Raw genomic sequence first — 12,691 nt, forward strand, 5'->3', positions numbered from 1 at the left:
GCAGCCCTTGAATCCGTCGGTTTCTTCCCCGTGCTTCAACACATTCATCCAAAGGAGACATCCATGAAGCTTTCGAAACTCGTGATCGCCGCTGCCGTGGTCGCCGCCGGTGCGTCGACCATCACCACCAGTGCCTTCGCACAAGCCAAGGAGCAGTTCTTCCCGCTGCTGTCGTACCGCACCGGCCCCTACGCTCCGAACGGCGTGCCATGGGCCAACGGCAAGCAGGACTACATCAAGATGATCAACGCCCGCGACGGCGGCATCAACGGCGTGAAGCTCACCTTTGAAGAATGCGAAACCGGCTACGCCACCGACCGTGGCGTGGAGTGCTACGAGCGCCTGAAGGGGCGTCCCGGCGTGTCGCTGTTCGACCCGCAGGCCACCGGCATCACTTTCGCGCTGACCGAGAAGGCCCCCGTGGACAAGATCCCGCTGATGACGCTGGGCTACGGCCTGTCGGTGGCGCAGGACGGCCAGGCGTTCAAGTGGAACTTCCCCTTCATGGGCAGCTACTGGACCGGCGCCGACATCCTGATCCAGCACATCGGCAAGGCCGCGGGCGGCGTGGACAAGCTCAAGGGCAAGAAGATCGCCCTGGTGTACCACGACAGCCCGTTCGGCAAGGAGCCGATCCCGCTGCTGCAGGAACGCTCCAAGATGCATGGCTTCGAGCTGCAGATGCTGCCCGTGACCGCGCCCGGCGTGGAGCAGAAAGCCACCTGGCTGCAGGTGCGCCAGAGCCGCCCCGACTACGTGCTGCTGTGGGGCTGGGGCGTGATGAACTCCACCGCCCTCAAGGAAGCCCAGGCCACCGGCTATCCGCGCGACAAGATGTATGGCGTGTGGTGGGCTGGCGCCGAGCCGGACGTGCGTGACGTGGGCGAAGGCGCCAAGGGCTACAACGCGCTGGCTTTGAACACCTCGGGCCAGCAGCCCAAGGTGATCCAGGACATCCTGAAGAACGTGCACGACAAGGGCCAGGGCACGGGACCCAAGGACGAAGTGGGCTCGGTGCTGTACACCCGTGGCGTGATCATCCAGATGCTGGCCGTGGAATCGGTGCGCCGCGCGCAGGAGCGTTTTGGCAAGGGCAAGGTCATGACTGGCGAACAAGTGCGCTGGGGCATGGAAAACCTGGCCCTGGACCAGAAGAAGCTCGACGCCATGGGCTTTGGCGGCGTGATGCGCCCCCTGTCCACGAGCTGCGCCGACCACATGGGCTCCACCTGGGCCCGCGTGCACACCTGGGATGGCGCCAAGTGGAACTTCTCGTCCGACTGGTACCAGGCCGATGAGCAGATCCTCAAGCCCATGATCAAGGCGGGCGCCGACAAGTACCTGGCCGACAAGAAGATGACGCGCCGGGATGCGGCGGACTGCCAGTCTTGATTCGGACCATCCCCCTGAGGCGCTGACGCGCCTTCCCCCTTCTCTCTTGGCGCTTCGCGCTGCGGGAAGGGGGACGCCACCAGCGCGGCGGGGCGGCCCTTGCGCGGTGGCCCTGGCCTGGGCAGCGACCGTTTCAAGGGCCAGTGAACAGCGGTTGCCTCTTTGGCAGCCGCCAATCCAAAGGGTTGTGCAGCAGCTTTTTGGATTGGCACAGGAAGGCAAGACCATGGACTCCAACAGCAACATCGTTCTCAACGTCAACGGCATCGAGGTCATCTACAACCACGTGATCCTCGTGCTCAAGGGCGTCTCGCTGCAGGTGCGCGAAGGCAGCATCGTGGCCATCCTGGGGGGCAACGGGGCGGGCAAGACAACCACGCTGCGCGCCATCTCCAATTTGCTCAAGGGCGAACGCGGCGAGGTCACCAAGGGCAGCATCGAGCTGCGTGGCGAGCGCATCGAGAACCTCTCGCCCGCCGACCTGGTGCAGCGCGGCGTGGTGCAGGTGATGGAGGGGCGGCACTGCTTCGCCCACCTGACGATCGAAGAGAACCTGATGACGGGCAGCTACACCCGTACCAGCAAGGCCGAGATCGCGGCCAACCTGGAGAAGGTCTACAACTACTTTCCGCGCCTGAAGACGCGCCGCACCTCGCAGGCGGCGTACACGTCGGGCGGCGAGCAGCAGATGTGCGCCATCGGCCGCGCGCTCATGGCCAACCCCAGCATGGTGCTGCTCGACGAGCCCTCCATGGGCCTGGCACCGCAGATCGTGGAAGAGGTGTTCAACATCGTCAAGGACCTGAACACCAAGGAAAAGGTCACCTTCCTGCTGGCCGAGCAGAACACCAACATGGCGCTCAAGTACTCGGACTACGGTTACATCATGGAAAGCGGCCGCGTGGTGATGGACGGCGCCGCCAGCGACCTGGCCAGCAACGAGGACGTCAAGGAGTTCTACCTGGGCGTGGGCGGTGGCGAGCGCAAGAGCTTCAAGGATGTGAAGAGCTACAAGCGGCGCAAGCGCTGGCTGGCTTGACGTGCCCCCTGAGGCGCTGCGCGCCTTCCCCCTCAGGGGGACGCACCCGGTGGCCTGGCGAAGCCAGTTCCACGGGTGCGCTGGCGGGAGCAGCGCACTTTCTGAGACCACGGATGAATCCACTCCCAAATTCATAGCTGATTGCGATTGATGGACAAGCGCTAGAGGCCAATTTCACTTCAAACCACTTCACAAGGAACACCAGGCATGAGCACGTTCTATGACGCCCTGGAAACCCGCAGCCCCGCAGAGCGCGAAGCGGCCCTGATGGCCGCGCTGCCGCGGCAGATCGCCCATGCCCAGCAGGCATCGCCCGCGTTTGCCGGCATCCTGGCGGGCGTGGATGCCGCCGCCGTCACCAGCCGCGCTGCGCTGGCGCAGCTGCCCGTCACGCGCAAGTACGAGCTGCTGGAGCGCCAGCAGGCGGGCCGCGCCGCCAACGTGTTCGGCGGGTTCAGCGCGCTGGGCTTTGGCCCCGGCATGACCCGCGTATTCGCCAGCCCCGGCACCATCTACGAGCCCGAGGGCACGCGCCGCGACTACTGGCGCATGGCGCGGGCCATCCATGCCGTGGGTTTTCGCAGCGGCGAGCTGATCCACAACAGCTTCAGCTACCACTTCGTGCCCGCGGGCTCGATGATGGAAACCGGCGCCCACGCGCTGGGCTGCACCGTGTTTCCGGGCGGCACGGGGCAGACCGAGCAGCAGGTGCAGGCCATGGCCGAACTGCGGCCAGCGGGCTACATCGGCACCCCCAGCTTCCTCAAGATCATTGTCGAGAAGGCCGCGGAAATGGGCATCGCGCTGCCCAGCGTGACCAAGGCGCTGGTCTCGGGCGAGGCGTTCCCCCCCTCGCTGCGCGACTGGTTCGCCGAGCGCGGCATCAGCGGCTACCAGTGCTACGCCACGGCCGACCTGGGGCTGATCGCCTACGAGACCAGCGCGCGCGAGGGCCTGGTGCTCGATGAAGGCGTGATCGTGGAGATCGTGCGCCCCGGCACCGGCGACCCCGTGCCCGAGGGCGAGGTGGGCGAGCTGGTCGTCACCACGCTCAACCCCGACTACCCGCTGATCCGCTTTGGCACCGGCGACCTGTCGGCCGTGCTGCCCGGCGACTGCCCCACGGGCCGGACCAACACCCGCATCAAGGGCTGGATGGGCCGCGCCGACCAGACCACCAAGGTGCGCGGCATGTTCGTGCACCCCGGCCAGGTGGCCACCATCGCGCGGCGCTTTCCGCAGGTGCTGCGCGCGCGGCTGGTGGTCAGCGGCGAGATGGCCAACGACCAGATGGTGCTGCAGGTGGAGACCAGCGAAACCGCCGAGGGCCTGGCGCGCCAGCTGGGCGACGCCATCCGCGAGGTGACCAAGCTGCGCGGCGATGTGCAGATGGTGGCCCCGGGCACCCTGCCCAACGACGGCAAGGTGATCGAGGACGCGCGGAGTTACAAGTAGCCGCCTGCGTCGCCTTCGGCGCCTTCCCCCGAGGGGACGGCCCGCTCGCTGCGGGGCGGCCCTTGCTCGGCGCCTCCCGCCTGGCCTGCGCCGGTATCGAGCGCAGAGGACTGAAGCGGTGCGGTGCAAGCGTGCAGGCAGACACACAGGCACCCGGTCACTGGACCACCTGCAGTTTGCGGCAACGCAAGAAATGCCCACTTGGCACGGCGGGTCACCGCAGTGTTTACCCTAATCAATACTCCTTTTTTTATAGCATTTAGCGCTTTATTGACGGGCGCTGCAGGCCTTTTTCACTTAAAGCCCCTGCCCCGGGCGGGCTACGTAATATCCGCAATGTTCCCGTAAACCCCCCTCGCTATCATGGCCCGTCATTCACAGGAGAGACCATGAAAAAGATGCTGAAACTCGCACTGATCGCTGCCGCCGCAGCCACCGCTTTCGGCGCCAGCGCCCAGGAGTTCCCCGCCAAGGACAAGACGATCACGATCGTGGTCCCCTACGCCGCGGGCGGCCCCACCGACCGCGTGGCGCGCGACCTGGCCGAAGCCATCCGCAAGCCCCTGGGCGGCATCAGCGTGGTGGTGGACAACTCCGCCGGCGCGGGCAGCACCATCGGCTCCGCCAAGGTGGCGCGGGCCGCACCCGATGGCTACACCCTGCTGCTGAACCACGTGAGCATGGCCACCATGCCCACCATGTACCGCAAGCTGGCCTTCAACGTGGCCAATGACTTCGAGTACCTGGGCATCATCAACGACGTGCCCATGACGCTCATCGCGCGTCCCTCGATGCCCGCGAACAACTACAAGGAACTGGCTGGCTGGCTGCAGCAGAACAAGGGCAAGATCAACCTGGGCAATGCAGGCCAGGGCTCGGCCTCGCACCTGTGCGGCCTGATCTTCCAGAGCGCCGTGCAGGTCGACATGACGGCTGTGCCCTACAAGGGCACCGCGCCCGCCATCACCGACCTGATCGGCGGCCAGATCGACCTGCTGTGCGACCAGACGACCAACACCACCTCGCAGATCGAGGCCAAGAAGGTCAAGGCCTACGCCGTGACCACCTCCAAGCGCCTGACGACGCCCGCCCTCAAGGACCTGCCCACGCTGGCCGAATCCGGCGTGAAGGACTTCAACGTGACCATCTGGCACGGCCTGTACGCGCCCAAGGGCACGCCTGCACCGGTGCTGACCAAGATCAACGAAGCCCTCAAGGTGGCCCTGAAGGACCCTGAGTTCATCAAGAAGCAGGAAGGCCTGGGCGCCGTGGTGGCCACCGACAAGCGCGTCGAACCCGCCGAGCACAAGAAGTTCGTGCTGTCCGAAACCGAGAAATTCGGCGCCGCCATCAAGGCCGCGGGCTCCTACGCGGACTGATCGGCACCTGCGCCCCCAGCCCGCGACCCTGCGGGCTGCGGTGCTCAGGATTGCTTGAAGGATTGAAGGAAGCAGGCAAGCCACCACGCCCCCCGGGGCCTGGTGGCTTTTTTCCTGCCCGCGCCGCCACGGGCCGCCGCACGCCGCCGCGCTCCGGGTAATCCATGTGAACCCCGGCATGCCGGCCCGCGTAAAAAGGGGACCACCGTGGCATTCTCTTGCCGGCAGATCCTCCCTCACAACGAAAGCCCGCCCATGGCGCAACATCGACAAGCCCACCACCACCTTGCGCGCAGCACCTCCCAGCCCCGCGCCCCGGCGCGCAGCCGCCGCGAGGCCCTGGCGTTCGCATTCACCCTGAGCGCGCTGGGCGCCATGGCCATCGCGGCGGCCGCCACCCTGCTCGCGCCGGGCTCCGCCCACGCCCAGGCCACGCCCGCCGCGGGGGGCTGGCCCACCAAGCCCGTGCGCATCGTCGTGCCCTTCGCGCCCGGCGGCACCACCGACATCCTGGCCCGCGCAATGGCCCCCGAACTCTCGCGCGCGTTCGGCCAGCAGTTCATCGTGGACAACCGCGCGGGCGCGGGCGGCAACGTGGGCGCCGAGATCGTGGCGAAATCCCCCGGCGACGGCTACACCCTGCTCATGGGCACCGTGGGCACGCACGGCATCAACCGCGCGCTGTACGCCAAGCTGCCGTACGACCCCATCAAGGACTTCGTGCCCATCACTCTGGTGGCCGCCGTGCCCAACGTGATGGTGATGAATGCCGACAAGGCCAAGGCCCAGGGCATCCACAACGTGCAGGACTTCATCCGCGTGGCCAAGGCCAGCCCCGGCAAGATGAACATGGCCTCCAGCGGCAACGGCACGTCCATCCACCTGGCGGGCGAGCTGTTCAAGAGCATGACGGGCACCTTCATGCTGCACCTGCCCTACCGCGGCTCGGGCCCGGCCCTCATGGACATGGTGGCGGGCAATGCGGACGTGATGTTCGACAACCTGCCTTCGTCCATGGCGCAGATCAAGGCGGGCAAGCTCACCGCGCTGGCCGTGACAAGCTCGGAGCGCTCCAGCGCGCTGCCCGACGTGCCCACGGTGGAGCAGGCGGGCGGCCCCGCGCTCAAGGGCTACGAGGCCAGTTCCTGGTTCGGCCTGCTGGCTCCCGCGGGCACGCCCCCCGACATCGTCCACCGCATCCAGCAGGAAGTCGCCAGGTCGCTGGCCACGCCCGCGATGAAGGAACGGCTCGTGGCGCAGGGCGCGATCCCGGGCGGCAACACGCCGGCGGACTTCGCCAGGCACATCGACAGCGAGCACAAGAAGTGGGCGCAGGTGGTGAAGACCTCGGGAGCGAAGGTCGACTGACCCGCCACGCCGGCGGCAGGCCCCCGGCGCAGCCGCCTGTCGGTCAAGTCACGGTGGCGCCGAGGGGGGCGCGGCCAGCAAGCGCTTCTCGCCCTGGGCGAACGAGGCCCGCTGGATCCGCCCCTGGGCCACCTCGTAGACGCAGAGCATCTCCAGGGTGCCCAGCCCCTCCGGGAAATTGCGCGTGATCAGTTCGAGGTCCACCACCACGCCGCCCATCACCGTGCGCGACAGCAGCCGCGCATGCAGGTCGGGCTCGGCAAAACGCGCCAGAAAGCGCGGCCGCATTTCAGCATGCCCGTGCGCGAGCCGTTCTCCATGGAGCACATGCTGCTGCGCATCGGCGGCGTAGGTGGCCAGCAGGGCCTCGATGTCCCTGGCGTTGTAGGCATCGAGTTGCGCCTGCACGACGGCCGGCGGCGAAGGGTCGTGGATCATGATGGATGGTGAAACAAGGAAAGCGCAGGAGGGCATGGCACCCGGCCCGCACAGGGGCCCGGCAGGGCGGACAGCGGGAGCCCGCGCTGGCGCGCCGCCACTCCCGCGCGGCCACGCCGCCATTCATGCGGTGCTACACGCCCCAGACCACGTCCACGTCCGCCGCCGCGCTGCGCTTGAGCATCTCGATGAACGGCGCCACCCGCTGGCGCAGGCGCACCGTGTCGGCGCGCTCCTCGGCCACGGCATCGTCGCTGGCGTCCTCGGGCGGGGGCAGCGTTTCCTCCGCCGCCACGGCGGCCTCGAGCGCTGCGATGGCACCCGGGATCTGCGCCGCCGTCACGATGCCGCTCGCACCGGGTGTCTTGCCCATGATGGTCACGATCTGCCGCCCTTGCGGCTCCAGCATGATCAGATCGGCGGCAGCGCGGGACTTGAATTTGTAGAGCATGGTGAAACGTATTCCTCGGTAGGGCTTGAAGCGGCCGGCAAACCCGGCACGGCGATGGTGGACAGGCGTTTGCGGGCCGCTCAGGTTCAGCGGTTGTACATGTAGTCGCGCGTGAACGGATAGTCCGATTGTGCGCCGGCCAGGGCCCCGGCCGCCATCTGGCCGTCGGGCTTCGTGGCCAGCATCTGGTGCAGCGCCATCCAGCCGCGCTCGAACCCCAGCGCGCTGCCCGCCAGATACAGGCGGTAGGCACGCAGCACCTTGTCGCCCTGCTCGGCGCCGGACTGCGCGGCCAGCACCTCGCGCGCCGCGGGCAGGCGGGCCTCCAGCCCGTCGGACCACGCCCACAGGGTGCGCGCGTAGTGGGGGCGCAGGTTCTCGGTGTCCACCATTTCCAGGCCCGCCCGGGCCATGTCGTGCAGCACGGCGCTCACGTGGATCAGCTCCCCCCCGGGGAAGATGTACTGCTCGATGAAGTCGCCCATGCCCGCGCCGAGCTGCGCGTTGTCCACCGCGCCCGCCGTGATGCCGTGGTTCATCAGCAGGCCCCCCGGGCGCAGCAGCCGGGCCACGGTGGCAAAGTAGCGTTCCATCTGCGCGCGGCCCACATGCTCGAACATGCCCACGGACGCCACCTTGTCGAAGGGCCGGTCCGCCTGCAGCTCGCGGTAGTCGCACAGCTGCATCCGCACACGGCCCTGCAGCCCCCGCGCCTCGATGAGCTGCTGCACATGCGCGTACTGGTTGCGCGACAGCGTGATGCCCGTGGCATCCACGCCGTAGTGCTCCGCGGCCCACAGCAGCAGGCCGCCCCAGCCGGCGCCGATGTCCAGGAACCGCTCGCCGGGCGCCAGGCGCAGCTTGCGGCAGATGTGGTCCAGCTTGGCCTCCTGGGCCTGGGCCAGCGACATGCCCGCATCCCGGAAATAGGCGCACGAATAGACGCGCCGCGGGTCGAGCCAGAGCGCGTAGAAGTCGTCCGAGAGGTCATAGTGGAACTGCACCTGGCGGGCATCGCGGGCCACCGTGTGCGCCGCCATGGACCGTGCCCGCGCCAGCACCCGGCGCCACCAGCCGCTGTGCTGCTCGCGGGCCGGGTCGCGGGTGAGCAGGCCCGCCGCGGCGGCCATCAGGTCGCGCATGCCGCCCTCCAGCGCCACGCGGCCCTCGACGATGGCCGCGCCCACGTTGCCGATCTCGCCCATCGCCAGAGCCACCAGCGCCATGCGGTCGCGAAACCGCAGCGTGACGGCGGGCTCGGACGCGCCCAGCTGCTGCCCGGCGGGCAGCTGGACGGCCATGGGCACTGGCAACGCAGCCAGCCGCCCCTCCAGGGTGTGCAGCAAGTGCTTCATGCCGCCTATTTTTGAATGGGTGCTGCACTGCGTCAACACCTCCCCGCACGCCCCCGCCGGGAAGGCCCCATTGACAGTATTTTGTTTAGGTCTAAACTATTTTCACATGAACATCCTCTGCATTGGCGGCGGGCCCGCAGGCCTCTATTTCGCACTGCTCATGAAGCAGCAAAACCCTGCCCACCGGGTCACGGTGGTCGAGCGCAACCGGCCGTTCGACACCTTTGGCTGGGGCGTGGTGCTGTCGGACCAGACGCTCGAGAACCTGCGCGCGGCCGACGGACCGACGGCCGCGCTGATCGGCGATGCGTTCAACCACTGGGACGACATCGAGGTGTTCTTCAAGGGCCGCAGCGTGCGCTCCTCGGGCCACGGCTTTTGCGGCATCGGGCGCAAGCGGCTGCTCAACATCCTGCAGGACCGCTGCCTCGCGGTCGGCGTGGAGCTGGTGTTCGAGACCGACGTGGCCGACGACCAGGCGCTGGCCGCCCAGTACCAGGCCGACCTGGTGATCGCCAGCGACGGCCTCAACAGCCGCATCCGCACCCGCTACGCCGCCACCTACCAGCCCGACATCGACCTGCGCCAGTGCCGCTTCGTCTGGCTGGGCACTCACAAAAAACTCGATACTTTTACGTTTGCTTTCGAGCAGACCGAGCACGGCTGGTTCCAGGCGCACGCCTACCAGTTCGACGCCGACACCTCCACCTTCATCATCGAGACGCCCGAGGTCGTGTGGAAGGCCCACGGCCTGGACCAGATGGAGCAGCCCGAGGCGATTGCATTCTGCGAGAAGCTGTTTGCCAAATACCTGGACGGCAACGCGCTCATCAGCAACGCTACGCACCTGCGCGGCTCGGCCAACTGGATCCGCTTCCCGCGCGTGATCTGCAACACCTGGGTGCACCGCGAGACCATCGGCAGCAAGCGCGTGCCCATCGTGCTGATGGGCGACGCGGCGCACACCGCGCATTTCTCCATCGGCAGCGGCACCAAGCTCGCGCTGGAAGACGCGATTGACCTGGCGAACGAATTTTCGACGGGCCTGCCTATCGATGAGGTGCTCACCCACTACGAGGCGCGCCGCAGCGTCGAGGTGCTCAAGATCCAGAACGCCGCGCGCAACTCCACCGAGTGGTTCGAGAACGTGGGCCGCTACGCCGGCATGGAGGTGGAGCAGTTCGCGTACTCGCTCCTCACGCGCAGCCAGCGCATCAGCCACGAGAACCTGCGACTGCGCGATGCCGCATGGCTGGAGGGCTACGAGGCGTGGTTGGCAGGCGGCAAAGCTGCTATTCCCCCCATGCTCACACCGTTCACGCTCAACGGCCTCACGCTCAAGAACCGCATCGTCGTCTCGCCCATGGCCACCTACAGCGCGGTCGATGGCGTGCCGCAGGACTTCCACCTGGTGCACCTGGGCGCGCGCGCACTCGGCGGCGCGGCGCTGGTGATGGTGGAGATGACCAGCCCCACGCCCGAGGGCCGCATCACCCCCGCCTGCACCGGGCTGTGGAACGACGCGCAGCAGGCCGCGTTCACGCGCATCGTGCACTTCGTGCACGGCAGCAGCACCGCCAAGATCGGCCTGCAGCTGGGCCACAGCGGCCCCAAGGGCTCCACGCGCGTGGGCTGGGAGGGCACGGACGAGCCGCTGCCCCACGGCAACTGGCCGCTGCTGGCGGCCAGCGCGCTGGCCTACGGCGAGCAGAACCAGGCGCCCGCCGCCATGACCCGCGCCGACATGGACCGGATGACCGCCGCCTTCGTGGACAGCGCCCGCCGCGCCGTGGCCTGCGGCTTCGACTGGCTGGAGCTGCACTGCGCGCACGGCTACCTGCTGGCCAGCTTCATCAGCCCCATCACCAACCAGCGCACGGATGAGTACGGCGGTAGCCTGCAGGGCCGCTGCCGCTACCCGCTCGAAGTGTTCGCTGCCGTGCGCGCCGTGTGGCCGGCCGACAAACCCATGAGCGTGCGCATCTCGGCCCACGACTGGGCGCCGGGCGGCACCACGCCGGACGACGCGGTGGAGATCGCGCGCCTGTTCCAGGCGGCCGGCGCCGACCTGATCGACGTGTCGTCCGGCCAGACCACGCGCGCCGCCAGGCCGGTGTACGGCCGCATGTACCAGACCCCGTTCGCCGACCGCATCCGCAACGAGGTGGGCATCGCCACCATGGCCGTGGGCGCGATCACCGAGGCCGACCACGCCAACAGCATCATTGCCGCAGGCCGTGCGGACCTGTGCGCCATTGCCCGCCCGCACCTGGCCGACCCGGCCTGGACGCTGCACGCGGCCGCGCAGCTGAGCTCCGTGGCCGCCGCGCACACCGACTGGCCCGTGCAGTACGCCAGCGGCCGCGACCAGATGCTGCGCGAGATTTCCAAACAAAAACAGCTTGCAGCGCTTGCCAATCAAGCGCAGGCAGCTACCAAAAGCAGAGCACCCGAGGAAGAAGGCTAGCCATGGACCTTGAAGCCCGCCTGCACGACGCCGCCCCCAGCGAGCACCCCGAGGCCCTGCGCCTGTGGCTGCGCATGCTCACCTGCACCCAGCTCATCGAAAAACAGGTGCGCAGCCACCTGCGCGCGCAGTTCGACACCACGCTGCCGCGCTTTGACCTGATGGCGCAGCTGGAACGCGCGCCCGAGGGCATGAAGATGAAGGACCTCTCGCGCCGCATGATGGTGACCAGCGGCAACATCACCGGCATCACCGACCAGCTCGTGGCCGAAGGGCTGGTGGAGCGCATGGACGTGGAAGGCGACCGCCGCGCGTACCTCGTGCGCCTCACGCCGCAGGGCCGCCAGCAGTTCATCGACATGGCGCGCCAGCACGAGCAATGGATCGTGGAGGCCTTCGCCACGCTGGGCGAGCGCGACATCAGCACCCTGCACCGCCTGCTGGGCAAGGTCAAGGAACACACCCAGAACAACTCTTTGGAGACCACGGAATGAAGCATTTCATCGGCGCGAGCAACCCCATGCGCGAGCAGTTCAACCCCCAGGCCAGCTACGTGGCCGAGCATTTCGCGTGGAGCTTCGACGGTGGCGTGGGCACTGTCACGCTCAACCGGCCGGACCGCAAGAACCCGCTCACCTTCCAGAGCTATTCGGAGCTGCGCGATTTTTTCTACGCGCTGCGGTTTGCCACCGACGTGAAGGCCATCGTCGTCACCGGCGCGGGCGGCAACTTTTGCTCGGGCGGCGACGTGCACGAGATCATCGGCCCGCTGACCACCATGACCATGCCCGAGCTGCTGGAGTTCACGCGCATGACGGGTGACCTGGTCAAGGCCCTGCGCGCCTGCCCGCAGCCCGTGCTGGGCGCCATCGACGGCATCTGCGCCGGTGCGGGCGCCATGATGGCGCTGGCCTGCGACATGCGCTACGGCACCGAGGCCACCAAGACTGCGTTCCTGTTCACCCGCGTGGGCCTGGCCGGTGCCGACATGGGCGCCTGCGCGCTGCTGCCCCGCATGATCGGCCAGGGCCGCGCGAGCGAGCTGCTGTTCACCGGCCGCGCGATGACGGCGCACGAGGGCCTGGCCTGGGGCTTCTTCAACGACCTGTATGAAAGCGCCGACCTGCTGGCCAACGTGCAGGCCACCGCGCGCACGCTGGCGGGCGGCCCCACCTTCGCCCATGGCATGACCAAGACCATGCTCAGCCAGGAGTGGAGCATGACCATCGAGCAGGCCATCGAGGCCGAGGCGCAGGCCCAGGCCATCTGCATGCAGACCGAAGATTTCCGACGCGCCTACGAGGCGTTTGCCGCCAGGCAGAAACCTGTGTTCCAGGGAGATTGAGC

Annotated in this window: 11 protein-coding genes; 8 read left to right on the forward strand and 3 right to left on the reverse strand. The window is 67.9% G+C overall.

The genetic code is table 11. The features are described 5' to 3' along the window. The first annotated feature begins 63 nt into the window (after nt 1–63). From AC1RVY_RS06160 to AC1RVY_RS06180, 5 genes are all read left to right on the forward strand, one after another. Entirely contained in the window at nt 64–1,392 is a 1,329-nt protein-coding gene (locus tag AC1RVY_RS06160) for an ABC transporter substrate-binding protein (protein WP_492805788.1), read from the forward strand. A gap of 226 nt (nt 1,393–1,618) precedes the next feature. Next, a complete protein-coding gene (locus AC1RVY_RS06165; RefSeq protein ID WP_218297236.1) occupies nt 1,619–2,431 on the forward strand; it encodes an ABC transporter ATP-binding protein in 813 nt (270 codons plus the stop codon). A gap of 207 nt (nt 2,432–2,638) precedes the next feature. Further along, nucleotides 2,639–3,886: a phenylacetate--CoA ligase family protein gene (locus tag AC1RVY_RS06170; protein ID WP_218297237.1), complete on the forward strand. Its 1,248-nt coding sequence runs from the start codon at nt 2,639–2,641 to the stop codon at nt 3,884–3,886. A 389-nt stretch (nt 3,887–4,275) separates the two neighbouring features. After that, entirely contained in the window at nt 4,276–5,265 is a 990-nt protein-coding gene (locus tag AC1RVY_RS06175; RefSeq protein WP_218297238.1) for a tripartite tricarboxylate transporter substrate-binding protein, read from the forward strand. A gap of 375 nt (nt 5,266–5,640) precedes the next feature. Continuing rightward, a complete protein-coding gene (locus tag AC1RVY_RS06180) occupies nt 5,641–6,633 on the forward strand; it encodes a Bug family tripartite tricarboxylate transporter substrate binding protein (RefSeq protein WP_218297390.1) in 993 nt (330 codons plus the stop codon). A gap of 48 nt (nt 6,634–6,681) precedes the next feature. Here the strand turns inward: AC1RVY_RS06180 and AC1RVY_RS06185 are convergent, their stop codons facing one another. The 3 genes from AC1RVY_RS06185 to AC1RVY_RS06195 all read right to left on the reverse strand — a co-directional run bounded on the left by AC1RVY_RS06185 (nt 6,682) and on the right by AC1RVY_RS06195 (nt 8,877). Next, nucleotides 6,682–7,071 carry a nuclear transport factor 2 family protein gene (locus tag AC1RVY_RS06185; RefSeq protein WP_492805789.1) on the reverse strand — a complete coding sequence of 130 codons (390 nt, stop codon included), beginning with the start codon at nt 7,069–7,071 and terminating at the stop codon, nt 6,682–6,684. A 133-nt stretch (nt 7,072–7,204) separates the two neighbouring features. Beyond that, the gene (locus tag AC1RVY_RS06190; protein ID WP_218297239.1) at nt 7,205–7,522 is read right to left on the reverse strand and encodes a DUF1840 domain-containing protein; all 318 of its coding nucleotides are present in this window, start codon (nt 7,520–7,522) and stop codon (nt 7,205–7,207) included. A gap of 86 nt (nt 7,523–7,608) precedes the next feature. Then, complete coding sequence (locus tag AC1RVY_RS06195; protein WP_492805791.1) at nt 7,609–8,877, reverse strand: class I SAM-dependent methyltransferase; 1,269 nt, start codon at nt 8,875–8,877, stop codon at nt 7,609–7,611. Between the two features lie 106 nt (nt 8,878–8,983). Between AC1RVY_RS06195 and AC1RVY_RS06200 the strand changes: the two genes are divergently transcribed. From AC1RVY_RS06200 to AC1RVY_RS06210, 3 genes are read left to right on the forward strand one after another with little or no spacing between them, the layout of a single operon-like run. Then, nucleotides 8,984–11,344, forward strand: coding sequence for a bifunctional salicylyl-CoA 5-hydroxylase/oxidoreductase (locus AC1RVY_RS06200; protein WP_492805793.1), 2,361 nt, complete (start codon nt 8,984–8,986; stop codon nt 11,342–11,344). A 2-nt stretch (nt 11,345–11,346) separates the two neighbouring features. After that, nucleotides 11,347–11,838: a MarR family winged helix-turn-helix transcriptional regulator gene (locus AC1RVY_RS06205; protein WP_218297242.1), complete on the forward strand. Its 492-nt coding sequence runs from the start codon at nt 11,347–11,349 to the stop codon at nt 11,836–11,838. After that, nucleotides 11,835–12,689, forward strand: coding sequence for an enoyl-CoA hydratase family protein (locus tag AC1RVY_RS06210; protein WP_369641273.1), 855 nt, complete (start codon nt 11,835–11,837; stop codon nt 12,687–12,689). Before AC1RVY_RS06205 ends, AC1RVY_RS06210 begins: the two co-directional genes overlap by 4 nt. Nucleotides 12,690–12,691 lie beyond the last annotated feature (2 nt).

It is taken from the genome of Acidovorax sp. GW821-FHT11A03 (assembly GCF_058809075.1).

Bases quoted from the DNA above. Each gene is read 5' to 3' on its own strand.
- AC1RVY_RS06160 (WP_492805788.1), top strand. From the start codon at position 64: ATGAAGCTTTCGAAACTCGTGATCGCCGCTGCCGTGGTCGCCGCCGGT.
- AC1RVY_RS06165 (WP_218297236.1), top strand. From the start codon at position 1,619: ATGGACTCCAACAGCAACATCGTTCTCAACGTCAACGGCATCGAGGTC.
- AC1RVY_RS06170 (WP_218297237.1), top strand. From the start codon at position 2,639: ATGAGCACGTTCTATGACGCCCTGGAAACCCGCAGCCCCGCAGAGCGC.
- AC1RVY_RS06175 (WP_218297238.1), top strand. From the start codon at position 4,276: ATGAAAAAGATGCTGAAACTCGCACTGATCGCTGCCGCCGCAGCCACC.
- AC1RVY_RS06180 (WP_218297390.1), top strand. From the start codon at position 5,641: ATGGCCATCGCGGCGGCCGCCACCCTGCTCGCGCCGGGCTCCGCCCAC.
- AC1RVY_RS06185 (WP_492805789.1), bottom strand. From the start codon at position 7,071: ATGATCCACGACCCTTCGCCGCCGGCCGTCGTGCAGGCGCAACTCGAT.
- AC1RVY_RS06190 (WP_218297239.1), bottom strand. From the start codon at position 7,522: ATGCTCTACAAATTCAAGTCCCGCGCTGCCGCCGATCTGATCATGCTG.
- AC1RVY_RS06195 (WP_492805791.1), bottom strand. From the start codon at position 8,877: ATGAAGCACTTGCTGCACACCCTGGAGGGGCGGCTGGCTGCGTTGCCA.
- AC1RVY_RS06200 (WP_492805793.1), top strand. From the start codon at position 8,984: ATGAACATCCTCTGCATTGGCGGCGGGCCCGCAGGCCTCTATTTCGCA.
- AC1RVY_RS06205 (WP_218297242.1), top strand. From the start codon at position 11,347: ATGGACCTTGAAGCCCGCCTGCACGACGCCGCCCCCAGCGAGCACCCC.
- AC1RVY_RS06210 (WP_369641273.1), top strand. From the start codon at position 11,835: ATGAAGCATTTCATCGGCGCGAGCAACCCCATGCGCGAGCAGTTCAAC.